We start from the raw sequence: 24,939 nt of genomic DNA, 5'->3' as shown, positions 1-24,939 counted from the left end.
GATGACCAACACTTCGACTGAGCTCGAAGTCGAAGGCGCAGCCGGCGGCGAGGCGGGACATGCACCGGTCCCGTCCTCGCCGCCCGCTTCGGGGCGACGCCTCCTCCGCGCCTTCCTCCGCGACCGTGCGGCAGTCGCCTGCGGCGTCTACATCCTCCTGGTCATCCTGATGGCGGTGGCCGCGCCGCTGCTGGTCAAGATCAGCGGCTACGGGCCGCTCGAGTTCGACCAGGGCGCCGTCGACCCGAACCTGGGCGGCATCCCGCTCGGGGCCGCGGGCGGCATGGGTGCCGACCACTGGTTCGGCGTCGAACCGGGGAACGGGCGCGACATCTTCGCGCGCATCGTCTACGGAGCCAGGGTCTCGATGCTCATCGCCATCTCGGCGACGCTGCTGACGGGCATCCTAGGCGTGGTCTTCGGCCTCATCGCCGGATACTTCGGCGGCCGCATCGACATGGTGATCTCTCGCGTCATGGAGTTCCTCATGGCCTTCCCGGCGCTCATCTTCATGATCGCGGTCCTCTCGGCGCTGCCCGCCGAGAACCGCCAGTTCCTGCTGGTGCTGGTGATCTCGTTCTTCGGCTGGCCGTACCTGGCGCGCATCGTGCGCGGACAGACCATGTCGCTCAAGGAGAGAGAGTTCGTCGAGGCCGCGAAGGCCTCGGGGGCCACCAGCACGCAGATCATCTTCAAGGAGATCCTGCCGAACCTCTCCTCCACGATCATCGTGATGACCACCTTGGCGGTGCCCGGCTACGTCGGCACCGAGGCGGGCCTGTCGTTCCTCGGCGTCGGCGTCGTCCCGCCGACCCCCTCGTGGGGCCAGATGATCGCCAGCTCGGTGCCCTGGTACGCCGTCGATCCCGCCTACTTCCTCATCCCGGGGGCGTTCCTGTTCCTGCTCGTGCTCTCGTTCACCGTGCTCGGTGACCGCATCCGCAGACTGCTGGGGGAGGGGACGGCATGATCCGCTTCGTCGCCAACCGGGTGCTCGGCATGATCGTCGTGCTGTTCCTGGTGTGCCTGTTCACCTTCCTGATCTTCTTCGTCCTCTCGCCCGACCCGGCGGTGCAGATCTGCGGCAAGAACTGCACGCCGGAGGCGATCGACCAGATCCGCGCGAACCTCGGTCTCGACCAGCCGTTCTGGACCCAGTTCGGCACGTTCCTCGGAGGGCTCTTCGCCGGTCGCACCTACGGGACCGGGCCGAACGCGATCGACTGCGCCGCACCGTGCCTGGGCTACTCGTTCCAGTCGAGCCAGGCGGTCACCGACATGATCGTGCAGCGTCTGCCGGTCTCAGCGACCGTGGCCATCGGCGCGGCCGTGCTCTGGCTGCTCGCGGGCGTCGCCGGGGGCCTGCTCAGCGCCGTGCGCGAAGGTAAGTTCGCCGACCGCTTCATCGCGGGGCTCACGCTCACCGGTATGTCCATCCCGAACTACGTGCTGGCGCTCTCGCTCCAGTTCCTGCTCGTGGTCACCCTCGGCTGGCTCCCGTTCCCGCAGGCGGTGGCGTTCTCCGATGATCCGCTGCAGTGGTTCCAGAACTTCCTGATGCCCTGGATCGTGCTCGCCATCGGCATGGCGGCCGTCTACACCAGACTGACGCGAGCGAATGTGATCGAGACGCTGCAGGAGGACTACGTCCGCACCGCCCGCGCGAAGGGACTCAGCCCCGGCCTGGTCTGGCGGCGGCACGCGCTCCGCCCGGCGCTGACGCCGATCGTCACGATCTTCGGCATGGACTTCGCCGGCCTGCTCGGCGGGGCTCTCATCACCGAGACCGTGTTCGGGCTCAACGGCATCGGCAAGATGGCCGCCGACTCGATCACGAAGAACGACCAGCCGGTCATCATGGGCGTCACCCTGCTCGCGGCCTTCCTGGTCGTCGTCGGCAACATGGTGGTCGACCTGCTGTACACGGCCATCGACCCGCGGGTGCGAGTGGGGAGCACGGCATGAGCACATTGGACACACTGCTCCGGGTACGCGGCCTCACCGTCGGATTCCCGACCGCGCAAGGGCCCGGCGAGGTGGTCAAGTCGCTCGACTTCGACCTGGCCCGCGGCGGTGCGCTCGGCATCGTCGGGGAGTCCGGCTCCGGCAAGTCGATGACGAGCCTCGCGATCATGGGCCTGCTTCCCAAGGGCGCCAAGCGCACCGGCTCCATCGAGTTCGACGGCACCGAACTGACGGACCTGCCCGAACGCGCGATGCGCTCCTACCGGGGCGACCGGATCGCGATGATCTTCCAGGACCCGCTCTCCTCCCTCAATCCGTACTACACGGTGGGCACCCAGATCGCGGAGGCCTACCGCTCGCACCGCACCGGCGTGACCCGCCGCCAGGCCCGCGCCGTCGCGATCGAGGCGATGGAACGCGTCCACATCAACGACGCCGCAAGAAGAGTCGACCACTACCCGCACCAGTTCTCCGGCGGCATGCGCCAGCGCGTCATGATCGCGATGACCCTCAGCATGGACCCGGAGCTCATCATCGCCGACGAGCCGACCACCGCGCTCGACGTCACCGTTCAGGCTCAGATCCTCGACCTGCTGGCCGAGATCCGGGCCGACACCGGGGCGGGGCTCATCCTCATCACGCACGACCTCGCGGTCGTCAGCGAGGTCACCGACCACATCGTCGTCATGCGCGACGGCGACCTCGTCGAACAGGGCCCGGCCGAGCGGATCTTCACCGACCCGCAGGCGCCGTACACGCGGATGCTCCTGGACGCCGTGCCCCGCATCGACGACGAGATCGGGCTGCTGCGCACCATGTCGAACGCCGAGGAGGGCCGATGACCACCAGCGAAGCCGTGCCGCGCCAGGTCGCGCCGAGCGAGACCGCGGCACCCGAGACCCTGCTGCGCGCCCGCAACCTGGTCAAGGAGTTCACCGTCTCCGGCAACGGCCTCCTCGGCCGCTCCGGGAGGTTCCGCGCGGTCGACGACGTCTCACTCGAAGTGCGCAAGGGCGAGACCCTCGCGCTCGTCGGCGAATCGGGCTCGGGCAAGTCCACCACCGCCCGCCTGATCGCGCGGCTCATCGACACCACCAGCGGCACGATCGAGTTCGACGGCCGTGAAGTGCACGCGCTAACCGGAAAGGGCCTGCACTCGTTCCGCAGCGAAGTGCAGATGGTCTTCCAGGACCCGTACTCCTCGCTCAACCCCAAGCACACCGTGGAGCGGATCGTCACCGCGCCGCTGGCCTACCAGCGCCGCCCGATTCCCGGCGGCGCGCGCGCCTTCACCAGAGCGCTGCTCGACCGCGTCGGCCTCGACCCCGACCACGCGACCCGGTTCCCCGCTCAGTTCTCGGGCGGGCAGGCCCAGCGCATCGGCATCGCGCGCGCACTCGCGGTGTCGCCCAAGCTGATCATCGCCGACGAAGCCGTGTCGGCCCTCGACGTCTCGGTGCAGGCGCAGGTCATCAACCTGCTCCGCCGCCTCCAGGACGAGGAGGGCTTCAGCTACCTCTTCATCGCGCACGACCTCGCGGTGGTGCGGCAGATCGCCACCCGGGTGGCGGTGATGAACGGCGGCCGTATCGTCGAGACGGGCGACCGCGACTCCGTGTTCGGTGCGCCCCAAGACGACTACACGAAGAAGCTCCTCGCCGCGGTCCCGCGCATCCGTCCCGAGTGGGATGCGGCGAGAAGGCGGAACGAACAGGCCCGCCGCGAACGAGAGGGCACCGAACTGTGAATGAGCCGACCGCGGAGTACTCGATGCCGGGCATGTGGGTGCGCGAGCGCCGCGTTCCCGTCCCGCTGGACTGGTGGCACCCGGACGCCGGCGAGATCGAGGTCTTCGTCCGCGAACTCGTCGACCCCGACAAGCGCGGCGACGACCTGCCGCTCGTGACCTATCTGCAGGGCGGGCCGGGCGGGGCGAACCCCCGCCCGCTGGAGGCGAGCGGCTGGATCACCGAGGCCCTCAAGCACTACCGGGTCGTGCTCGTCGACCAGCGCGGCACCGGCCGCAGCACGCCGCTCGATGCGCAGGTCATCGCCGAGCTGGACGCCGAAGCGGGCGCCGACCACTTGGCGCACTTCCGCGCCGACTCGATCGTCCGCGACCTCGAACACGTCCGCGCCACCGTCTACAACGGACGAAAGTGGGCGACGCTCGCGCAGAGCTACGGCGGCTGGCTCACCCTCGCCTACCTCTCCCACGCCCCCGAAGCCCTCGCCGCCGCCTACGTGTGCGGCGGCATCCCCGGCAACCCGATGAGCGCCGAGGAGGTCTACCGCCGCACCTTCGACCGCGTCGCGTCCAAGACCGCCGAGTACTACCGCCGGTACCCGCAGGACGTCCAGCAGGTCGCCGCCATCGCCGACCGCCTTGCGGCCGAACCGGTCCTGCTCCCGGACGGCGACGTGCTCACTGTGCGCCGCTTCCAGTCCCTCGGCATCGACTTCGGCATGAAACCCGGCTTCGAACGCATGCACTGGCTCGTCGAGGACGCCTTCATCAGGGGCGACCGCCTCTCCGAAGGCTTCCTCGCCGGCGTCCTCGCCCGCACCTCCTCCGCCGGGAACCCGCTCTTCTGGACGCTCCAGGAGTCGATCTACGGCGACGGGCCCAACGGCCCCACCGCCTGGGCGGCGCAACGCGAACGCGACCGCCGCCCCGAATTCGACGAGAACGTACGACCGCTCCCGTTCACCGGCGAGATGGCCTTCCCGTGGATGTTCGAGGAAGTGCGGCTCCTGCGCGGCTTCGGCCCCGCCGTCCACGCCCTCGCCGAACGCCGCGAATGGAGCGCGATCCTCGACCCCGAACGCCTGGCGGCCAACGAGGTCCCCGTGGCCGCGGCCGTCTACTTCGACGACATGTTCGTCGACTCCGGACTGCAACTGGACACCCTGCGCGGCCTCGGCAACGCCCAAGGCTGGGTGACGAACGAATACGAGCACGACGGCATCGGCGCCGAGCGGGTCTTCGCCCGCCTGCGCGAGATGGTCCGCGATCGAGGAGGAGAACGGCGATGACCGACGCAAGGCCCCCGTACGCGGGCACCCGCTACCCGAGGATCGCCGAGCTCAAGGCGTTCACCGACTACATCGCCACCGGCTGGGGCACCGAGCCCGTCCCGGCGAACCCGGTCGCGGGCGCGGCCGAGGCCGCCGCCGAACATCGCCGCCGCCTCAGCGAGCGCCTGCCCGGCGAGACCGTCGTCGTCCACTCCGGCACCGCGCCCACCCGCAACGACGACAACGAATACCCCTTCCGCGCCGACAGCGACTTCGTGTGGCTCACCGGCTGCCAGGCCGAAGGCGCCGCCCTCGTCATGACCCCGCGCCCCGGCGGCCACGACGCCCGCCTCTACCTGCCCCCGCCGTTCCGCCCCGGCGAAACCGGCTTCTTCCGCGACATGAACCACGGCGAACTCTGGGTCGGCGCCTCACCCGGCCTGCCCGCCTGGGCCGAGGCGCTCCAGATAGACGTCGAACCGCTCAAAACCCTCGACGACGTGAACCTCAAAGGCGCGCTCACGATCCAGACGGTGAACCCGAACTTCGCGGCCGACCACGACCTCGAAACCTCGACACTCCTCGACCGCCACCTCTCCGTCCTCCGCATGGTCAAGGACGCGTGGGAGATCGAGCAGATGCGCCTCGCCGTCGACACCACCGTCGCGGGCTTCGCCGAAGTCGCCCGCGAGATCCCGCGCGCGATCCGCGACGGCCTCGGCGAGCGCTGGCTCCAAGGCACCTTCGACCGCCACGCCCGCACGCACGGCAACGGCGTCGGCTACACCACGATCGTCGGCTCCGGCTCCCACGCGCCCATCCTCCACTGGACCCGCTGTGACGGACCCGTGCTGCCCGACGCGACGCTCCTCCTCGACATGGGCGTGGAGGCAGACAGCCTCTACACGGCCGACGTCACCCGGACCCTCCCCGCGAGCGGCACCTTCAGCGCGCAGCAGCGCGAGATCCACGACCTCGTCGAGAAAGCCCACCGCGCCGGCATGGCGCACGTCCGCCCCGGCACGAAGTACCTCGACTTCCACTTCGCCGCAATGGAGGTCGTCGCGCAGGGCCTCCACGACTGGGGCCTCCTCCCCGTCTCCGTCGATGAATCCCTCTCCCCTGAAGGCCAGTACCACCGCCGCTACCTCGCCTGCGGCATCGGCCACCACCTCGGCCTCGACGTGCACGACTGCTCGCACGCCGAATACGAGGAGTACATGGACGCCGACCTCGAACCCGGCGTGGTCATGACCGTCGAACCCGGGATCTACTTCCACGCCAACGACCTCACGCTGCCGCCCGAACTGCGCGGCATCGGCGTACGCCTCGAAGACGACCTGCTCGTCACCGAGACCGGCGCCGAAGTGCTCTCCGACGCGCTCCCGATCGACGCGGCCGGCATCGAGGCCTGGACCCAGGCCCGCCTCCGGGAGGCCCCATGACCCAACGCCCCCGATTGCGGCCCTTCACACTCGGCGCGGTCCGCGTGGACGACGCGAGCGTCTTCGCGCGCGCCCGCGACGAGATGCTGCACCTCGCCCGCGTCTACCCCGTCGACCGCCTGCTCGCGGTCTTCCGCCGCAACGCCGGACTCGACACCCGCGGCGCGATCCCACCCGGCAACTGGGAGGACTTCGGCCATCCCGACGAGCGCGCTTGGAGCGAGGCGGACTACCCGGGCCGCGAGCACGCCCCCACCGCCAACCTCCTCCGCGGCCACTACGCCGGGCACTTCCTGTCGATGCTCGCCATGGCCGCCGCGGGCGAGGACGACCCCGCACTGCAATCCAAAGTGGATGAACTTGTGGCCGGGCTCGTCGAGATCCGGGACGCGCTGGCCGCCACGGGCCGCTACTCCCACTACGGCTTCCTCGCCGCATACGGCGAGTGGCAGTTCTCCCGGCTGGAGGACTGCGCGCCCTACGGTGAGATCTGGGCGCCCTACTACACCTGCCACAAGCTCATGGCCGGGCTCCTCGACGCATACGAACTCGTCGGGAACGAACAGGCTCTCGGCCTCGCCAACGCCATGGGCCGCTGGGTCCACCGCCGCCTCGTCCGGCTCGATCCCGAACGCCGCCAACGCATGTGGTCGCTCTACATCGCGGGCGAGTTCGGCGGCATGAACGAGACCCTGGCCCGGCTCAGCGCCGCCGCCGAGGAACCGCGGTTCCTGGAGACCGCGTCGTTCTTCGACCAGGAGAGCGTGCTCGAAGCGGGCGCTTCGGGCACCGACATCCTCACGGACATGCACGCCAATCAGCATCTGCCCCAGCTGATCGGCTATGTCGACGAGTACGAGCAGACCGGCGAGGCGCGCTACCTCGAAGCGGCGAAGGGCATCTGGGACCAGATCGTGCCTGGCCGCATGTACGCGCACGGCGGCACCGGCGAGAGCGAGCTGTGGGGCCCGCCGTCCACAGTCGCCGGGGACGTCGGCCACCGCAACGCCGAGACCTGCGCCAGCTACAACCTGCTGAAACTCGCGCGCAAGCTCTTCGCGCACACCCTCGATCCAACCTATATGGACTACTACGAGCGCACGGTCCTCAACCACGTCCTCGGCTCGCGCCGCGCCGTGCGCTCCGATACGAGCCCCGAGGTCACGTACATGTTCCCGGTCCACCCGGGTGCGTTCCGCGAGTATGACAACGTGGGCACCTGCTGCGGCGGCACCGGCCTGGAGAACCACGTCAAGTACCAGGACACGATCTACTTCCACGGGCAGGACGACCTCTACGTGAACCTGCCGATCGACTCCGAACTCGACTGGGAGGAAGCCGGGCTCCGCGTCCGGCTGCGCTCGGGCTACCCACTGGGTGAAAGCATCACGCTCGCCTTCGAAGGCATCGCGACCGAGGAGCGCACAGTCCACCTCCGCGTCCCCACCTGGGCCGCAGGCGACCTCGAACTGCGCCTCAACGGCGAACCGACCGAAGCGAAACCGATCCCTGGCCAGTACGTGTCCCTCACGCGCACTTGGCGTTCGGGCGACGAACTCCACCTCACCACCCCCGCCCGGCTCCGCGCCGAACCGGCAATCGACGACCCGCGCCAGTGCGCGATCTTCCTCGGCCCGACGCTGCTCCTGGCGCGCTCGGAGCTGACCACCTCGCTCCCATTCCCGCTCGCGGGCCGCCAAGAAGCTGACGGCGGCCTCATCACGGACACCACGGCAACCGAACTGCTCGCCGACCTGGCCCAGAGCGGCGTCGTGACGCTCGACGGCATCGAGTTCGAGCCCTGCTGGTCGGGCCAGGACACGAAGTACCACATGTACGTCCGCTCCCACGACGCCGAGATCGCGTTCGGCGCGGTCGAGTCCGGCAAACCTGCCGTCGCCATCGAGATCCTCGAAGAACCGTCGCCGTCAGGCTGGTACACGACCGCCCCCACGATCCGCCTCCACGCCCTCGAAGCCGACGCGTCCGCCGACACGGGCGACAGGCTCCGCCTGGAACTGCGGATCTCCGGCGGCGACTGGCAGCCGTACACCGCACCCGTGCTCGTCGAAACCGAAGGCGTGCAACGCATCGAAGCCCGCGTGACCGACGCCGACGGCCGCACCGGCACGACCGGCCGCGAGATCAGCGTCGACACGACCCCGCCGCGATCCCGTGCCACGGTGAAGGAACTCGGATCGAGCTGGGAGATCACCCTCCATGCGACCGACGAGGTCTCCGGTGTCGAGCGCGTCCAATGGGAGGGCCCGGGCACGTTCTGGGGGACCTTCCAGGAGGCCTTCGTGCGCGCCATCGGCCCCGAACCGCAGGTGATCGAGTACGCCGCGACCGACCGCGCGGGCAACGAGGAGCCGCGGCGGCGACTCGTGATCCCCGGGAAGGACGGCCCGCGGTGACTTCCCGGCGGCTGGAACCGGGCGAGAGCCTCCGCGTGCGCGTGGGCCGCATGCTGTCCCTCGCGATCATCTCCGGCGAACTCGCGCCGGGCACCCTCCTCACCGTGCCGAGGACCGCCGAGCAGTTCGCGGTGTCGGCGACCCCGGTGCGGGAGGCGATGCTCGACCTCGAGAAGCGCGGTTTCGTGGAGACGGTGCGCAACAAGGGCTTCCGGGTCACGGCGGTCAGCGACGCGCTGCTCCACGACATCGTCGAGATCCGGCTGCTGCTCGAACCGCCCGCCATGGCCCGTCTCGCGGGGGAGTTCCCGGCCGATCGCCTGGCGGACTTCCGCGCCCAGGCCGACGCGATCGTCGCCGGGGCCCGCTCGGGCGACCTTCCGTCCTATCTCCTCGCCGACCAGCGCTTCCACCTCGAACTGACCGCGCTGCTCGGCAACGAGGTGCTCGTCGAGACGATCGCGGACCTGCGCGAGCGCACCCGCCTCGTCGGGCTCGTCTCGATGGTCGAGTCGAGCAGGCTGCACCTCTCGGCAGACGAGCACCACCACCTCCTCGACCATCTCGCCGAGGGCGACGCGGACGCCGCGGAGACCCTGATGCGCCAACACATCCGCCACGCCATCGGCTGGTGGGCGGGCAGGGCCGAGGAGCCGAAACCGCGCTGACGGCGGCCGATCCGGTGGTCCGGCAGGAACTCCCGAGAGAACGACGCATTCATATACTTGACTACGTAAATTAAATATCGCTACGATCGTTCGGGAGCGCTCCCGAAAGGACGTTGCGATATGCGAAGCAAACGAAGCAGGCGGCTGGCCCTCACCACCGCGGCGGTCGCGGCCCTCGGCGCCGGGGCGCTGACGGTCGCCACCGCGAACCAAGCCCAGGCTGAAGACGGCTGCGAGGTCGACTACCGCGTCGTCAGCAATTGGGGCAGCGGTTTCCAGGCGAACGTCGCGATCACCGCCGCCGAACCCATCGACGGTTGGGAAGTGACCTGGGACTTCCCGGCAGGCACCCAGGTCTCCAGCGCCTGGAACGTCGACTGGAGCCAGAGCGGCACCGGTTTCACCGGCGCGGACGTCGGCTGGAACGCCGCCATCGCCTCCGGTCAGACCCGCGAGGTCTTCGGGTTCATCGGCTCCGGCAGCCCCGCCGCGCCGAGCGCGATCACCGTGAACGGCGACCTGTGCGACGGCCAGGTCGACCCGACCGACCCGCCCACCGATCCGACCGAGACGCCGACCGAGGACCCGCCCGGCGAGGCGGTCACGATCATGCCGCTCGGCGACTCCATCACCGGCAGCCCCGGCTGCTGGCGCGGCAACCTGTGGGACCTCCTCGACAAGGCCGGCCACGAAGTCGACTTCGTCGGCTCCCTCTCCCAGGCCTGCAACCCGACCGGCTCCGACCCCGACCACGAAGGCCACGGCGGCTTCCAGGTCACGCAGTCGGTCGCGAACGGCAGCGTCCGCGGCTGGCTCGAGCAGAACACCCCAGACGTGCTGATGATGCACTTCGCCACCAACGACGTCTGGTCGTCGATCCCGCCCGCGCAGATCCTCGCCGCCTACACCCAGATCGTCGCCGACCTGCGCGAACTCAACCCGGACGCGGTCATCCTGGTCGCCCAGATCATCCCGCTGGAACCGGACAACTGCGCCGACTGCCCGCAGCGGGCGATCGACTTCAACGCCCAGATCCCGGCCTGGGCCGCCGGGCAGACCACGGCCGAATCCCCGCTCATCGTGGTCGACCAATGGACCGGTTTCGACCCCGCCGTCGACACCTACGACGGCGTCCACCCCGACGAGGACGGGTACGTGAAGCTCGCCGCCAACTGGTTCGAGGCCCTCGACCCGATCCTCTCCTGATTGAGTGCCTGTCCTGACCGCCGGGCGCCGCAAACGGCGCTCGGCGGCGCATTTCAACCGAAACTTCTGCGTTCCGCCTGGACAAGGGCTGCATCAGGCTTACCGTGAGGTCATTTCCTGCTTTAGGAGGTCGAGATGGACGGGGAATCGAAGGCAGCCTGGGCCGCCAGCGGCATGGTGTTCGCCGCGGCCAGCATGATCATGATCGGCGTTTGGCAGGCGATCGAGGGGATCTTCGGGATCGCCACCGACGAGTTCTACGCCGAGGTGCAGGACTACGTGGTCAACATCGACACCACCGCCTGGGGCTGGGTGCACCTCATCCTCGGCGTGATCACGGCGCTCGTGGGCTTCGCGCTGTTCAGCGGGGCCACCTGGGCGCGCGTCCTCGGCATCACGCTGGCGTGCCTGGTGCTCATCAACAACTTCCTGTACCTGCCGTTCTACCCGTTCTGGTCGCTGCTGATCATCGCGCTGGCGGTCTTCAGCATCTGGGCCATGGCGGTCGCCCCGAGGCCTACGGAGGTCGAGTACCGCTAGGACGACGCACCGCGACGGGACGGCCGAACGGCCGTCCCGTTCGCCGTGTCCGGGGACCCACCCCACGCTTGGCGCCGCTCGCCCGTTGGGCGAGCGGCGCTGCTGTTTCGCGGCAGAGTCGCTAGCTTTCGCAAGCGACTCCGTCCTTGTCGCGGTCCAGGTGCTCGGCGTACTCAGGTTCGCTTGCCGGGATGTCAGTCGCCCCGTCAGCGCGAGCCTCGGCGCAGTTCTGGTACTCAGAGCCCTGCGCCGGCGCCTGCGAAGATCCGGACCAGGGCTCGCAGCCGGTGCCGTCGTTGTCGGCGTCCAGGTGTTCGCCGAACCTCGGGTGGTTCTCGTCGACGGGTGCCTGGCCCTCGGCGCGGGCCTCGTCGCAGTTCTCGAAGGGCTCCTCCGATTCCTCGGTGTCGGTCTCCTCCGTCTGCGTTTCGGCCGAGGTGCCGTCGTCCGACTCCTCCATCATCGCTTCGTCGTCGCCCGTGTCGAGCGGCTCCATGTCGACCAGTTCGAAGTCATGGGTGACTTCGTGCTCTTGCGTTCGTTCTCCGCCTGCGGGCGAAGTCGCGATGACGCCCAGGACGAGCGTCATGACCCCCGCTGCTTCGAGCAGCAGCCGAGGCAATGGGCTCTTTCGGTGAGAGTGCTCTTCGTGCCATCCGTTGTGGACTGACGGCGAGGACGGTGATCGCATCACTACCTCCAATAGCATCGCTTTCGTGCTATTCGACGACCCCTGCGGGATCCTCCTTCGACAGGATAGGTCGGCGGCTTGAGCCGAGCACTCAAGATCCGGAATCGATGCCCGAAGTCCCTGGTCACGACGGATGACGGCGCGCCTTCCGATTGCATTCGGCACGGGACGACGATGCCGAAAACAGCCAAAGGGCGCGCCGGTCGGAAAGCGAATCTAGAGCACGACGCCCTCGATCTCGAAGGTCTGCACCGTGTTCGCCGGGAACGCGCGGCTGAAGCGCTTGGACGCGACCTGCGTGTCGGTGAACCGCGCGTACCGCTCGGAGCCGCCGGTCTGGGTCGACCAGCGGGTGACCGTTCCATTGGGGACCGTGGCGAAGCGCGAGAGGTCGTACGTGATCGTCTGGGCCGTACCGTAGTTGGTCGTGACGAGCACGAGCCGCCGCGCGGCCGCGTCGTAGGCGGCGACGGTGTTCGCCTCGCCGCCGTCGATGATCCGCATGCCGGGCCGGATGTGGCGCGCGTACTGGGCGTACACGAAGTACTTGGTGTTCGCCGAGCCGAGCGAGCCGGTCTCGTTGTTGGCGTCGATGATGCCCCAGCCGCCGCCGTCGAGCACCTGCCAGTAGCACCAAGCGGTCGGGTGCAGCCAGCGGAAGTCGAGGTTCAGGTTGCGCGCCAGGCGCATCCCGGTGGCGTCGTTCTCGCCGTACTCGGAGTTCCAGAGCTTCTTCCCGGCCGCGCTGACGGCGCTGTAGACCGAGTCGCGCCTGCCGCCCTCGTACTGGTAGCCGTGGACGTTGACCTTCGTGATCTTGCCCTTGGCGGAGGCGGTGAGGCCGTTCCAGGTGCTCACGGCCTGGTCGTACAGGGACTCGTCGGAGGCCGTGATGGGCAGCCATGACAACCCGCGCGCGTCCAGTTCGGCGCGCAGGTGGTCGATGACGATCGACTGTGTCGACACGTTGAAGTGGCAGCCCTCCTGCGTGCCGGTGGCCGTCCACCAGTTCGCGATCGGCTCGTTGAACGGGTCGACGTAGTCGAAGTCGACGCCCCAGTTGTCGTGCGCGTACTTGGCGATGGTGGCCATGTAGACGGCGTGCTGCTGCCGGTTCCACGACTGGAGGTTGTCGGCGTTGCCGTCCGCGCCGCCGGAGGGGTTGTGGTTCACGCACATCCACCACATCGGCGAGTTCGAGAACAGCTCGAAGATGTTGGCGCCGCGGTCGCGGGCCTTCCACATGAGGTTGCGCTGGGCGCTGTCGACGAACCAGTCCCAACTGGAGGAGGCCGGGTCGCTGGAGTTCCAGTCCTTCCAGTAGCCGTCGATCTGGCGCGAGCGCATCATGTTCGGCGAGACGACCATGGACTCGCCGTCGATCGAGTTCCACGAGCACGCGCCCGCGTTGTAGCGCACGATGTTCATGCCCAGGCCGGGCAAGGTGGTGCCGCCGAAGGACACGGAGTTCCTGGTGAACATGATGTCGGCCAGGTCGTTCCGGTTCCCGAAGGCCCGGCCCCACCAGGCGAGCGAGGTGCCCCAGCCTTCCCAGGTGCCCCAGCTGGTGCCGGGGTTGACCGTGGTCGTGTAGTCGGCCTGGGCGGCGGAGGCGACGGCCCCCGAGCCCAGCGCGCCGACGCCGGCGGCGGTGAAGAGTGAACGGCGACGCATGGAGCCTCCAGAAGTGAGCGGTGGAGGCGATCATCGCAGCTGGTATCGAGAAAGTCAACTCCTTCTATTAAGCATGAGAAGAAGTGGCGTCAATGGGTCGTAATATCGACAGGCGTAGATATGATTTGATTGCCGAGGCAGCTCGACGCGGACACCTTCAGGCAGGGTCTTCCAGGGCCGCTTCGCGTTCGGTGCGCCAATCGGCGAGGTAGGGGAGGGCGGCGTCCCTGTTGTGGACCTTGCGGGTCGCTCGGGCCGCCGCGGCGACGGCGGCGAGGTCGGCCTCCTCGACCCGCCAGCCGTACGGATACGGATGGCGGCTCGTGAAGTGGTACATCCACAGCAGCACCAGGTCGCCGTCGTGCTCCAGGACCATCTCGATCCGGCGGGCGCCCCGTTCATGGCGCTCGATCTCCCAGCCGTGCGGACTGCGCGGGGTTGCGGTGAAGTCCGGGTCGTACATCCAGTTCCACCGGCCGTCCGCCATCGCCCGCGGCGCGTCCCGCGGTGTCGCGGCGATGACTTCGGCGAACGTCTCCGGCGTCCACGGGGCCGGGAAGAAGGTCGCCATCGCCACCTGGAGCTCCAGCGGTGTCAGCTGTGTCGAACGGGCGCCGTGCGGTTCCAGTGCGCCGCTGAGGATCTTGGAGGAGAGGGATGGCACTCCGTCGTCCACGAGCGCGACGTGCAGGCGCAGCAGCCTGGTGAACCGGTCGTGGTCCGCGGCTGTCGCAAACGGCGGCAAGGGGAGATCGTCGATGACCGGCCGCCCCCAGGGGGCGTTCTGGGCGTGGATGGAGCTCATCGTCCAAGTGTCCCGGACCCCCGCCCGTCATGCGGTTCAAGCGCCTTGCCGCGGGTACCCACAGTGGAGCGGGCCTCGAACCGAGCGGCCCTGAGAGAGGAGACGCCATGCGCGCGTCATACGTAGGACTGCTCGCCGGGATGCTGGTGGCCTTGGCGATCGTCGTGGGCGACACGATGGCCGTACTCATGGTCATCGTGCTCGGCGTGGTCGGATTCGTCGTCGGTGCCCTGCTGAGCGGGGAGCACCGCTCGTTCCGGCGGACCCGTCGCCGCCGACGCTGACGCGGGTAGGGTGGGGCCGTTCGTGGTCACAACCAGAGCCGAAAGGGCCTCATATGAGTGTCAGTGTGCTGTTCATCGGCGGTACCGGCCGGATCTCCACCTCCTGCGTGCGCGAGGCCGTACGCCAGGGCATGGATGTCACGGTGCTCAACCGCGGCAGGACCGGTGAGCGCACCCTCCCGCCCGAAGTCGCCATCCTCACCGGCGACGCGAACGACCCGGCCTCGGTGCGCGAGGCCCTCGGCGACCGCACCTTCGACGCCGTCGTCAACTGGGTCAACTTCACCCCCGACCAGGTCCGCCGCGACATCGACCTGTTCACCGGCCTCACCGACCAGTACCTGTTCATCAGCTCCGCCAGCGCCTACCAGACCCCGCCCTCGCACCTGCCCGTCACCGAGTCGACGCCCCTGAAGAACCCGTTCTGGCAGTACTCGCGCGACAAGATCGCCTGCGAGGAACTCCTCGTCAAGGCCTACCGCGAGGACGACTTCCCCGCCACGATCATCCGGCCCTCGCACACCTACGACGAGACGATGCTGCCCTTCGACGGCGGCTGGACCGTCGTGGAGCGCATGCGCGCGGGCAAGCCCGTCATCGTCCACGGCGACGGCACGTCACTGTGGACCATCACGCACGCCCGCGACTTCGCCGTCGGCTTCACCGGGCTCCTCGGCAAGGCCGACGCGATCGGCGAGGCCTTCCACATCACCGGCGACGAGGCCCCCACCTGGAACCAGATCTTCGGCTGGGTCGCCGAAGCCGCCGGCGTCGACCCGGACCTCGTCCACGTCGCCAGCGACGCCATCGCCGCCGCCGACCCCCGCTGGGGCGCAGGCCTCCTCGGCGACAAGGCCCACGCGATGGTCTTCGACAACAGCAAGGTCAAGCGCCTCGTCCCCGAGTTCGGTCTCGGCGCCACCCCGTACCGGCTCGGCGCCCGCGAGGTCATCGAATGGTACGACGCCCACCCCGACCACCAGACCGTCGACGCCGAAGCCGACAAGGTGATGGACTGGCTCGCCGAGACCTACGCGCCGCGCCCGATGCCCTAGTCGCCCACGAGCTCCCAGCCGTCGGGCTCGAGGTCCGCGTCCTCGCACAGGAGGGCACGGCCCTCGCGCACCCTGACCTTGTCGACGTACACGCCGCGGCCCTGATACGCCGGGTCGCTCGTGTACCGCCAACGCACCCGCGTCGTGCCGTCCGGCAGCGCCCCGCTCGCCTCGATCCACTGCCGCCCCGAATAACCCGAGAACGCGCCCGCGGTCCGCCAGCAGTGGTCCTCGGTGCGCAGGTCCAGTTCCACAGGCGCCCAGGTCGAACCGTCAGCACTCGCCTCCAGGACCGCCACGTCGGTCGCCTCGGTGTCGTACCACAGCGCGAACGAGACCGCGGCGCCCGAGACCGCGCGCGGCAGCGTCCCCGTCAGCGTCGCGGTGGCCGCATCCGCCTGCCCCGCATACCAAGCGCTCCTGCCGGACCAGGGCCTCCCGAGCGGCTTCACAGGCACCGCCCGGCCCATCGGCCGGCTCGCCGCCCGCCGGTACGCGCTGGCCGTGCCCCAGTTCCGGGTCGGATGGACGCGGTTGGTGAGCAGCACGAGCAGGGTCCCCGCGAGTGGGTCGAGCACGATCGAGGTACCGGTGTACCCGGTGTGGCCCACCGTGACCGGTGAGCTCATCGCGTCCATGTACCAGCGCTGGCCGAGCTGCCAGCCGAGGCCGCGCGCGGCGCTGTCGCCCATCCCGGCGTTCATGTCGGTGAAGATGAGCCGCGCGGTGTTCTCGGTGAGGATCTCGGCGCTCCCGTAACGGCCGCCGTTGAGGATCATCTGGCCGAAGACCGCGAGGTCCCAGGCGGTGGCGAAGACCCCGGCGTGCCCGGCGACGCCGCCGAAGGCCCACGCGTTCTCGTCGTGGACCTCGCCGTGGACCATGCCCCGGCCGGTCCACGGCTGGTACTCGGTGGCGGCGGTGCGGGCGCGGTCCGCCGGGTTGTACCCGGTGTCCTTGAGCCCCAGCGGTTCACAGATGAGCTCAGTGACCAGGGTGTCCAAAGGCTTCTCGGTGACGGTTTCGAGGATCTTGCCGAGGACGATGAGGTTGAGGTCGGAGTACTCGTAGCCGCTCCCTGGCGGGCGCCGCAGCGGCCGCGCGTAGATCGCCTCCATCCGGGCCTGCTCGTCGGGCAGGTTGTACAGGTTGATGAACGCGATCATCCCGGAGGTGTGAGACAGGAGCTGCCCCAAGGTGATCGGCGTCTTCTGGGAGTCGAGCGCGTCGAAGTCGGGCAGGTACTCGATCACGGGAACCTTGAGGTCGATCAGGCCGTCGTCCATCAGTGCGCCGGTCACGGTGGCCGTGAACAGCTTCGAGATCGAGGCCAGGTCGTAGACCGTGTCCGGTTCGGCCGGCGTCCATTCGCCTTGCGGCAGTTCGACGGCCGTCTTCGTCGCCTCGTCCCAACCGGAGTAGCGCAGCCGGTGCCCGCCGGCCTTGTGCTCGACGACCACGCCGTCACGCGCCGCGAGCACGGTGTAGCCGGGGAACGAAGGGGTCGGACCCTCCATGAAGGCCTCGAGGCCGGGCGCGATCCGGTCGATGTGCGCCGCCGTGAGCCGAGCGTCGTCACAGGAACCGTAACGCAGTTGTACAGGTATTTCAGGGAAGGTCACGTCGTACGGGCCGGCCGTGGGCGGGCCGGTTGGTTCGGGCATGGAGGGGATCTCCTCGGCGTTGGCGCGGGAGGCGAACGCGAGCGCCAACGCCGCCCCCGCCGCGCCCCCGAGCATGGTTCGACGCTGCATCGTGTCTCCTGGTTATCGTGCCATCACTAAGCGGTGCGGCGATAGAGCAAATACGATTCTCTTTGCTCGGAAAACGCATCCAATTCGTCGGCCCACAGCGTCGTCACGTCATCGACGTCCTCGCCCGCCTCGATCGCCAGGCGGACCGCCTGGTTGCCGGTGAGTTTGTCCAGCCAGAACGAGGTCGTGTCCTGCGAGCGCCACCCGTACTGCGGGAAGGCCCGGCGCTGCTCGATGATCATCGCCAGCGCCGTCCGGATCGGATCGAAGTCCCGGCGCGAGGTCACCTGGAGTTCGACGCCGCCGCAGACCTTGGCGGCCCACTTCGAGAACGTCGGCGTGAAGTACGCCTCGCGGAAGCGCGTCCCCGGGATCCCCTGCACCGACTCGGACCACGTGTGGTCGATCCCCGGGGCGCCCAGCAGTTCGAACGGCTTGGTGGTGCCGCGCCCCTCCGAGAGCGCGGTGGCCTCGAACAGGCAGGTCCCCGGGTACGCGACCGCGGTCGCCACAGTGGGCATGTTGGGGGAGGGCGCCACCCACGGCAGGCCCGTCTCCTCGAAGTACATGTCCCGCTTCCAGCCGCGCATCTTCACCACGGTGAGATCGGCAGGGGTGGTGACGAACTCGCCGTTGAACAGTGAAGCGAGCTCGCCCACGGTCATGCCGTGCCGCTGCGCGATCGGCTTGAGGCCCACGAACGTGGCGTGCTCGGGATGCAGCACCGGCCCGCTCGCGGCCTGTCCCGAGACCGGGTTCGGCCGGTCGAGCACCACGAACCGCAGCCCGAGCTGCCCGGCCGCCTCCAAAGCGAGGTACATGGTCCAGATGTACGTGTAGAACCGCGCGCCGACGTCCTGGATGTCGAAGACCAGCGTCTCGACCCCGGCCTCGGCCAGCAGCTCGGCCATCTGGTCCTTGTTGTTGTACGCGTTGTAGACCGGGATGCCGGTCTTCGGGTCGAGGAAGAAGTCCTCGCCCTCGCCGGCCTGGGAGACCCCGCGGAAGCCGTGCTCGGGCCCGAACACGGCCACGATGTCGACCTTGCCGCTGCCGTGCATGAGGTCCACTTCGTGGCTCAGGTCCGGGAGCACGCCGGTGGGGTTCGAGATCACCCCGACGCGCTGGCCGGCGAGTTCGGCGAAGTCGTCCTCGGCGAGGACTTCGATGCCCGTGGCGACGCGCCTGCCAAGGGCCTGGGCGGGGACGGCGGCCGTGGTCGACGCGGCGGTGGCGAGTGCCGCTCCGGCCAGTGCGCTCCCGAGGAGCCTTCTGCGCTGCATGGGATTCCCTATTCGTACGAGAGGCCGTGGCCGAAGCCGAAGAGGACCGATCCGGGGTCGTCCGCCCGCGGGATGTCCACCGGGAGCTTCCCTTCCGGGCTGCGATGCCCGAGGACGACGGCGACGGCCGATTCGAGGCCGTCGGCGGCGTACGAGTACGTCGCGAGGTAGGCGTTGACGTCGTCGGGGTAGTACGCGATGTCGTACGGGTTCCTGACGCCGAGCGCCACCACGGGCACGCCCGTCGCCGCGAGCGCCTTCACGAGGTCCACTTGGGTCGGATTGGCGGCGACCCCGTTGGTGGACACCACGATGAAGCCCTTCCCGTCGGCCGCCGCGACGGCGGCGTCGATCTGCGCCTGGGTGGGCGCGATGCCGGTGACGACGCGGGTCGGGCTGAAGCCGCGCTTCGTGAACTCGGCGGTGAGCACGTTGGTGGTGGTCTCGCCCCAGCCGGTGACGAGCACGGAGCCGCCGTCGGTGGGGATCGGCAGCGTCCCGTCATTCGTGACGAGCGTCGTGGTTCGGTCCGAGATCGCCTGGGCCGCTTCGAGGTTCGCGGCAGTGCCGACGATCTCCGCGACCGCGTCGGGGTCGGCATACGGGTCGTCGTACAGCCCCAGCCGGTACTTGAGGCAGAGGATCCGCAGGACCGACTCGTCGATGCGCTTCTCGGTCAGCTCGCCCTCGGCGACGGCGGTGAGGACCGCGTTGTACGCCAGGTCGAGGTCGACGGGCATGAGCAGCATGTCGATCCCGGCGAGCAGCGCGAGCACCGGAATGCGGTCGTCGCCGTAGCCTTCGCGCACGCCTTCCATGGCGAGCGAGTCGGTGACGATGACGCCCTCGTAGCCCAGTTCGTCGCGCAGCAGTCCGGTGAGGATCGGCTTCGACAGCGTCGCGGGCGTCAAGGTCGGGTCGAGGGCGGGGAACTGGATGTGGGCGCTCATGATCGCGCCGACCCCGGCGTCGATCGCGGCCCGGAACGGCGGCGCGTCGACCTCCTGCCACTCTTCGTAGGTGTGGTCGATCTGCGGCAGGTCGGTGTGGCTGTCGTCCTCGGTGTCGCCGTGGCCGGGGAAGTGCTTGACGGTGGCCGCGAGGTCCCCGCGGGCCTGGTAGCCCTCCACTTGCGCGGCGGCGAACCCGGCGACGTGCTCGGCGTCGGAACCGAAGGAGCGCACGCCGATCACCGGGTTGGCCGGGTTCACGTTGACGTCCGCGTCGGGCGCGAAGTTCACGTTGAGGCCCATCGCGCGAAGCTCGGCGCCGCTGATGACGGCGGCGTCTCGGGCGGCCCCGGGGTCGTGGGTCGCGCCGAGCGCCATCGCCCCGGGCAGTTGCGTGGCGGGCGGGCCGATGCGCACGACCAGGCCGTGCTCCTGGTCCGTGGCGATGAGCAGCGGGTCGCCGCCGTCCGCTGTGGACGCTGCCTGGAGTCCGTTGGAGAGGCCCGTGATCTGGTCCGGGTTCGCGACATTGTTCGACCAGGCGAAGTAGATGATGCCGCCGACCTTATAAGCGGCGATGAGTTCGGCGGCGTTGTTCACGCCGTGCGTCTCCTGGTTCTTGGCGACGTCGGCGGCCTCTTGGGTGTCCGCAGTGCGTCCGTAGGCGTAGACGGTGAAGAGCTGGCCGACCTTCTCTTCCAGCGACATGGCCTTCAAGCGGCGCTTGGCGAACCGCTGCGCGCCCCGGTCGCCGTGAGCCTGGGCGGCACCGGCGGTGGCGGCGGCCGCGGCGGCACCGAGGGCGGCGGCGAGCACGGTCCGGCGGGGATGGGTCTCCATTGAGCGGACTCCAGTCTGAGCGATGGGGCGGGCCGCGAGGTCCCTTTTCGACCGGCTTTGGCCCGATCCGCTCATCCTGGCAGAAAGCTTCAAGTCTAGGCAAGGCTGCGGAGCAAATTTTCAAGTGAAGGAACGATAACGATCCGTTTCCTTCATGATGAACGGCCGCCGCCCGGTGCTTCCTTCGAACGGCCGCCTCCGCGTAGGCTGCGTTGCATCGCGCCGCCGCAATGAGAAGAGGGCCCGCATGGCATCCGAGGTCGTCGTCGTGCACGCCAACGAGACACCGCCCGATTCGTGGGACGCCGCGGTGTTCCTCGCCGGACCCCTCCCCAGATCCGCCGAGGTCCCGGCGTGGAACCGCGAGGCGGTGGCGCTGCTGCGGGAGCGGTGGCGCCAGGAGGGCCGCCTGGTCGTCTTCACCCCTGAGCTGCGCGAGGGCGTGCTCGCCGACTACACGGGACAGGTCGAGTGGGAGCACCGGTGGCTGCACGCGGCCGACGTGATCCTGTTCTGGGTACCGCGCGACCTGGACACCATGCCCGCGTTCACGACCAACATCGAATGGGGCGCCTGGTACGACTCCGGGAAGGTCGTCTTCGGCGCACCCGTGGGAGCGCCCAAGAACGAGTATCTCCTGCATCTCGCCGCGTCCAGCGGCGTCCCCGTCGCGGACACGCTCGGCGGCGCGGCCGATGCCGCTCTCGCCATGGTCGACGCCGGCTCCCGCCGGGCCGGCGGCGAGCGGTCCGTGCCGCTCCTGGTGTGGCGCACCGACAGCTTCCAGTCGTGGTACGGCGCCCAGCGCGCCGCCGGGAACCGGTTGGTCGGCGCCCGCGTGGAGTGGACGTTCCGGGTCGGGCCCGGCCGCGAGGCCGTGCACTACTGGGCGGCGCAGGTCCAGGTCCACGTGGCCGCCGAGGACCGGGTGAAGTCGAACGAGGTCGTGATCTCGCGACCCGACACCGCCCAGGTCCTGCTGTACCGGCCCGGCCCGAGCCCGGAAGCGACGATCGTGGTGCTGGTGCGCGAGTTCCGGTCCCCGGCGTCGACGGCGGACGGGTTCGTGCACGAGCTGCCCGGCGGCAGCGGCGACGAGCCGGACGTCGCCGTGCAGGCGCTCGAGGAGGTCCGGGAGGAAACGGGTCTGCGCTTGGGCATTGACCGGATGCGGTTCGTCGGCGCCCGTCAGGTCGCCGCGACGGTGTCCGCCCACCGGTCGCACCTGTTCGCCGCCGAGCTCACCGCCGATGAACTCGATTGGCTTCGCGCGCATCAGGGAACTGCGAACGGCGTCGGCGAGACCGAGCGGACCTGGGTCGAGATCACGACCTTCGGCGACATGCTGGACGGCGCCCTGGTCGACTGGTCCACATTGGGCATGGTCGCCCGCGCGCTCAACCGCCCGAACGCGGCTTGAGGGGCGTCACTGGAGCGCCGGCCGCTCGAATTCGAGGGTCCCGCCGTCGGCGTCCAAGGTCGCCTCGAGCCCCAACGGGATCGTGAGCGCCGGGACGCAGTGGCCGAAGCCGAACTCCTCCACGACCGGGATGAACATCCCGATGAACTGCTCGTACAGGACCTCGCGGACCGCCTCGTACGGGCCGCAGTCGCCCCAGGAACCGAGCACGACCCCGGCGATACCGTCGAAGTACCCGGCCCGCCGCAGCTGCGTCAGGGCCCGGTCGATGCGGTACGGCGCCTCGCCGACGTCCTCGAGGAGGAGCAGCCCGCCGTCGACGTCCCGCCGGTGGTGGACGGTCCCGGCCTCGGCGGCCAGGATCGTCAGGGTCCCACCGAAAGTGACCCCGGTGGCCGTCCCGCCCCGCATCGGCTTGGCGGTGGGCGAGGCGATCCGCCGGACCCGTTCGGGTTCGAACAGGGTCAGCCGCAGATGCTCCTGCATCTCGGCGTTCTCGGCGAACGCCGACCAGCTCGGCATCGGACCGTGGACCTGGGACACCCCCAGTTCCAGGGCGATCGCCTCGTGCATCGCCGTCATGTCGCTGAAGCCGACGAACGCCTTCGGCTCGACCTGCCGCAGCGCTTCCCAGTCGATGTGCTCGAGCATCGTCTGCGAGCCGTAGCCGCCGCGCGCCGCGATCACGGCCGCGAACGACGGATCCAGCCACGCCCGCGCGAAATCGGTGGCCCGGTCGGCGGCGGCCCCCGCGAACAGGTGCCAGGTCGAATCCGCATGGGGCATCAGGACCGGCTCGAGGCCCCAACTGCGCAGGACCGCCAGACCGGCGTCCATGCCGCCCGGGGGAGTGGGGCTCGCGGGCGAGACGATCGCGACCCGGTCGCCCGGGACGAGCCGCCGCGGACGGCGCAGTTCCTTGAGGCTCAAGGCTTCAGCTCCAGTGTGAAGTCGGGGCCGGGGAACCCGAAGACCTGCGCGTACAGGGCGTGCTCGGCGAGCACCGCGTCCACGATGGTCGAGTCGCGCCGGAAGCCGTGCTGCTCGCCCTCGTACGTGCGGTAGGCGTGCGGGACGCCCTTGCCCGCAACGCGCGCAAGGAGCTTCTCGGCCTGCGCGGGCGGGCAGATCTCGTCCTCCAAGCCCTGCAGCAGGATGAACGGCACCTCGATGTCCTCGGCGTGGTGCACGGGGGACCGCTCGATCGAGCGCTCTTCGAGGACCCCGGGCGGGCCCACGAGCGAGTACACGTACTGCGATTCGAAATCGTGCGTGTCGTTCCCGCTCCAGCCCGAGAGGTCGAGGATCGGGTACTTCACCACCGCGCACGCGTAGACCCCACGGGTCGCAGGCGAGGTGAGCGACGCGGCCGCCGTCCAGCCCCCGGCGCTGCCGCCGCGGATCGCGAGCCGCGCCGGATCGGCGGTGCCCTCGGCCGCGAGGGCCCTCGCCACGGTCGCGCAGTCCTCCACGTCCACCTCGCCCCACCGCTCGCGCAGCCGCTCCCGGTACTCGCGGCCGTAGCCCGTCGACCCGCCGTAGTTCACCTCGACCACGCCGATGCCGCGCGACGTGAAGTAGGCCAGCTCCATGTCGAGCACCGCCCGCACGTGACTGGTCGGCCCACCGTGGACCCACACCGCATAGGGCGGCTTCTCGCCCTGGGGCCCTTCGAACTCCGGGTTCCGCGGCGCGTAGACGTGCGCATGGACGTCACGCCCCTCCGGGGACGTGAACGTCCGGTGCTCAGGGAAGGGGTACCAGCCGGGGTCGACCCGGTCCTCGTGCGCGGCGGCGACCACCTTCGCCGTGCCCTTGACGGTGTCGACCTCGACCACCGCATATCCCGTGCTCGGGCTCGCGGCCATGCCGTAGACCTTGTCGCCGACCGCGCAGATCCCCGCGGCCCAGTCGGTCCACGGGCCCTCGACCGGGTTCAACTTGCGCTCCCAGGCGTCGAAGATCCCGAGCCGGCTCTCGCCCCTGCCGTGGACCGCCGCGATGTCGCCGCTGGCGAGGATCTGGAACCACGGCTGCCCGAGCGTCCACATCGGGCCGGCGAACTCCTCCTCGGCGGCGTGGACCGTCCCGTGCTCGTTGTCGTACACGTCGACCCAGTGCAGGTTCCACCAGCCGCCCCGGTCACCCGCGTAGATGAGCTCGCTCCTGTTGGACCATTCGATCTGCGCCACCGACTGGTCGTGCACTCCCGCGATCCGGCGGGGACGCGAGAGGACACCGTCCTCGTCGACCGAAGCCAGCCACACTTCGGTCTCGTCCCAAGGCATGTGCGGGTGGTTCCACGCGATCCACGCGATCGCGCCGCCCTCCGGATGCAGCTTCGGCCCGGCCACGAACCGGTTGGCGTCGTCGGTCAGCTCGCGGACCTTCGCCCGGTCGTGCGCGGCGGAACCGTCGAGCGGCACCGCTGCGAGCATCCTGCGCACGTCGGTGGGCCGGCCCCCGGTGAACTCCTCCAGGACCGCCCAGACCTCCCCGAACTCCTCCATGATCATCGGCTCGCACCAGCGCAGGCCGCTCGGGACCGCCCCGACCGGCGTGAGCGGGCGCGGCTCGCCGCCGCCGTCCGGCTCGAACGCGTACAGCCGCTGGTCGGCGAAGTTCGCGAAGACCACGCGAGGACCGTCCTCGCTCGCGAACCCCGCCCATGGCATGCCGCCGTACTCGTGGACGCGGCTGCGCACGTTCCAAGGCGCGGGCAGGACCGATGCGGCCGTGCCGTCCGCGCGGCGCCGCACCAGGGTCCGCCGCCCGCCCTCCTCGGGACGCGGCTCGGTCCACCACAGCTCATCGCCGACCGCGCCGAGGAACCCCGGCCGCCCGTCCGCGGCCGCGACCAAGTCGACGGTGATGGGGGACTCCCAAGCGCCGTAAGGGGATTGCTGCACCATCGCGGTGTTCTC

21 protein-coding genes are annotated in these 24,939 nt (G+C 69.6%); 13 read left to right on the top strand and 8 right to left on the bottom strand.

The features are described from left to right. Position 1: 1 nt before the first annotated feature. The 10 genes from ACFO8M_RS08640 to ACFO8M_RS08595 all read left to right on the top strand — a co-directional run bounded on the left by ACFO8M_RS08640 (position 2) and on the right by ACFO8M_RS08595 (position 11,259). A complete protein-coding gene (locus ACFO8M_RS08640) occupies positions 2–970 on the top strand; it encodes an ABC transporter permease (RefSeq protein WP_387973370.1) in 969 nt (322 codons plus the stop codon). Next, positions 967–1,965 (top strand): ABC transporter permease, encoded by a 999-nt coding sequence (locus tag ACFO8M_RS08635; RefSeq protein WP_387973367.1) that lies wholly within the window; start codon positions 967–969, stop codon positions 1,963–1,965. Before ACFO8M_RS08640 ends, ACFO8M_RS08635 begins: the two co-directional genes overlap by 4 nt. Next, positions 1,962–2,807, top strand: coding sequence for an ABC transporter ATP-binding protein (locus ACFO8M_RS08630; protein WP_387973365.1), 846 nt, complete (start codon positions 1,962–1,964; stop codon positions 2,805–2,807). The genes ACFO8M_RS08635 and ACFO8M_RS08630 overlap by 4 nt, the downstream gene beginning before the upstream one ends. Continuing rightward, on the top strand, positions 2,804–3,712 hold the full coding sequence (locus ACFO8M_RS08625; RefSeq protein WP_387973362.1) for an ATP-binding cassette domain-containing protein: 909 nt from the start codon (positions 2,804–2,806) through the stop codon (positions 3,710–3,712). The genes ACFO8M_RS08630 and ACFO8M_RS08625 overlap by 4 nt, the downstream gene beginning before the upstream one ends. Next, complete coding sequence (locus tag ACFO8M_RS08620) at positions 3,709–5,001, top strand: alpha/beta fold hydrolase (RefSeq protein ID WP_387973359.1); 1,293 nt, start codon at positions 3,709–3,711, stop codon at positions 4,999–5,001. The genes ACFO8M_RS08625 and ACFO8M_RS08620 overlap by 4 nt, the downstream gene beginning before the upstream one ends. Then, positions 4,998–6,428 (top strand): aminopeptidase P family protein, encoded by a 1,431-nt coding sequence (locus ACFO8M_RS08615; RefSeq protein ID WP_387973356.1) that lies wholly within the window; start codon positions 4,998–5,000, stop codon positions 6,426–6,428. The genes ACFO8M_RS08620 and ACFO8M_RS08615 overlap by 4 nt, the downstream gene beginning before the upstream one ends. Beyond that, on the top strand, positions 6,425–8,845 hold the full coding sequence (locus tag ACFO8M_RS08610; RefSeq protein ID WP_387973353.1) for a beta-L-arabinofuranosidase domain-containing protein: 2,421 nt from the start codon (positions 6,425–6,427) through the stop codon (positions 8,843–8,845). Before ACFO8M_RS08615 ends, ACFO8M_RS08610 begins: the two co-directional genes overlap by 4 nt. Beyond that, the gene (locus ACFO8M_RS08605; protein ID WP_387973351.1) at positions 8,842–9,513 is read left to right on the top strand and encodes a GntR family transcriptional regulator; all 672 of its coding nucleotides are present in this window, start codon (positions 8,842–8,844) and stop codon (positions 9,511–9,513) included. The genes ACFO8M_RS08610 and ACFO8M_RS08605 overlap by 4 nt, the downstream gene beginning before the upstream one ends. Positions 9,514–9,633: 120 nt before the next feature. Continuing rightward, positions 9,634–10,719 carry a cellulose binding domain-containing protein gene (locus ACFO8M_RS08600; RefSeq protein WP_387973348.1) on the top strand — a complete coding sequence of 362 codons (1,086 nt, stop codon included), beginning with the start codon at positions 9,634–9,636 and terminating at the stop codon, positions 10,717–10,719. 135 nt (positions 10,720–10,854) lie between these two features. Beyond that, the gene (locus ACFO8M_RS08595; protein ID WP_387973345.1) at positions 10,855–11,259 is read left to right on the top strand and encodes a DUF7144 family membrane protein; all 405 of its coding nucleotides are present in this window, start codon (positions 10,855–10,857) and stop codon (positions 11,257–11,259) included. 121 nt (positions 11,260–11,380) lie between these two features. Here the strand turns inward: ACFO8M_RS08595 and ACFO8M_RS08590 are convergent, their stop codons facing one another. From ACFO8M_RS08590 to ACFO8M_RS08580, 3 genes are all read right to left on the bottom strand, one after another. Then, a complete protein-coding gene (locus ACFO8M_RS08590; protein WP_387973342.1) occupies positions 11,381–11,848 on the bottom strand; it encodes an excalibur calcium-binding domain-containing protein in 468 nt (155 codons plus the stop codon). Between the two features lie 318 nt (positions 11,849–12,166). After that, positions 12,167–13,624, bottom strand: a complete 1,458-nt coding sequence (locus tag ACFO8M_RS08585; RefSeq protein WP_387973339.1) for a glycoside hydrolase — start codon at positions 13,622–13,624, stop codon at positions 12,167–12,169. Between the two features lie 157 nt (positions 13,625–13,781). Further along, positions 13,782–14,429, bottom strand: a complete 648-nt coding sequence (locus ACFO8M_RS08580; RefSeq protein ID WP_387973336.1) for a hypothetical protein — start codon at positions 14,427–14,429, stop codon at positions 13,782–13,784. Positions 14,430–14,536: 107 nt separating this feature from the next. On the opposite strand from ACFO8M_RS08580, the gene ACFO8M_RS08575 reads away from it, so the two are divergent. Beyond that, positions 14,537–14,713 carry a hypothetical protein gene (locus ACFO8M_RS08575; protein ID WP_387973333.1) on the top strand — a complete coding sequence of 59 codons (177 nt, stop codon included), beginning with the start codon at positions 14,537–14,539 and terminating at the stop codon, positions 14,711–14,713. A gap of 53 nt (positions 14,714–14,766) precedes the next feature. After that, on the top strand, positions 14,767–15,768 hold the full coding sequence (locus ACFO8M_RS08570; protein ID WP_387973331.1) for an SDR family oxidoreductase: 1,002 nt from the start codon (positions 14,767–14,769) through the stop codon (positions 15,766–15,768). Here ACFO8M_RS08570 and ACFO8M_RS08565 read toward each other — a convergent pair. From ACFO8M_RS08565 to ACFO8M_RS08555, 3 genes are read right to left on the bottom strand one after another with little or no spacing between them, the layout of a single operon-like run. Next, positions 15,765–17,522, bottom strand: coding sequence for a serine hydrolase (locus tag ACFO8M_RS08565; RefSeq protein ID WP_387973328.1), 1,758 nt, complete (start codon positions 17,520–17,522; stop codon positions 15,765–15,767). The genes ACFO8M_RS08570 and ACFO8M_RS08565 overlap by 4 nt on opposite strands. A 26-nt stretch (positions 17,523–17,548) precedes the next feature. Then, a complete protein-coding gene (locus ACFO8M_RS08560; protein ID WP_387973325.1) occupies positions 17,549–18,805 on the bottom strand; it encodes an exo-beta-N-acetylmuramidase NamZ family protein in 1,257 nt (418 codons plus the stop codon). Positions 18,806–18,813: 8 nt separating this feature from the next. Continuing rightward, positions 18,814–20,595, bottom strand: a complete 1,782-nt coding sequence (locus tag ACFO8M_RS08555) for a glycoside hydrolase family 3 protein (protein WP_387973322.1) — start codon at positions 20,593–20,595, stop codon at positions 18,814–18,816. Positions 20,596–20,842: 247 nt separating this feature from the next. On the opposite strand from ACFO8M_RS08555, the gene ACFO8M_RS08550 reads away from it, so the two are divergent. After that, on the top strand, positions 20,843–22,015 hold the full coding sequence (locus ACFO8M_RS08550) for a nucleoside 2-deoxyribosyltransferase domain-containing protein (protein WP_387973319.1): 1,173 nt from the start codon (positions 20,843–20,845) through the stop codon (positions 22,013–22,015). A 6-nt stretch (positions 22,016–22,021) separates the two neighbouring features. Here ACFO8M_RS08550 and ACFO8M_RS08545 read toward each other — a convergent pair whose 3' ends face one another. Beyond that, on the bottom strand, positions 22,022–22,945 hold the full coding sequence (locus ACFO8M_RS08545) for a S66 peptidase family protein (RefSeq protein ID WP_387973316.1): 924 nt from the start codon (positions 22,943–22,945) through the stop codon (positions 22,022–22,024). Further along, on the bottom strand, positions 22,942–24,927 hold the full coding sequence (locus tag ACFO8M_RS08540) for an alpha/beta hydrolase family protein (protein WP_387973314.1): 1,986 nt from the start codon (positions 24,925–24,927) through the stop codon (positions 22,942–22,944). Before ACFO8M_RS08540 ends, ACFO8M_RS08545 begins: the two co-directional genes overlap by 4 nt. Positions 24,928–24,939: the final 12 nt, after the last annotated feature.

The sequence above is a fragment of the Glycomyces rhizosphaerae genome (genome assembly GCF_042647865.1).
GTDB lineage: Bacteria > Actinomycetota > Actinomycetes > Mycobacteriales > Micromonosporaceae > Glycomyces > Glycomyces rhizosphaerae.
This window is presented reverse-complemented; position numbering and strand designations above follow the sequence as displayed.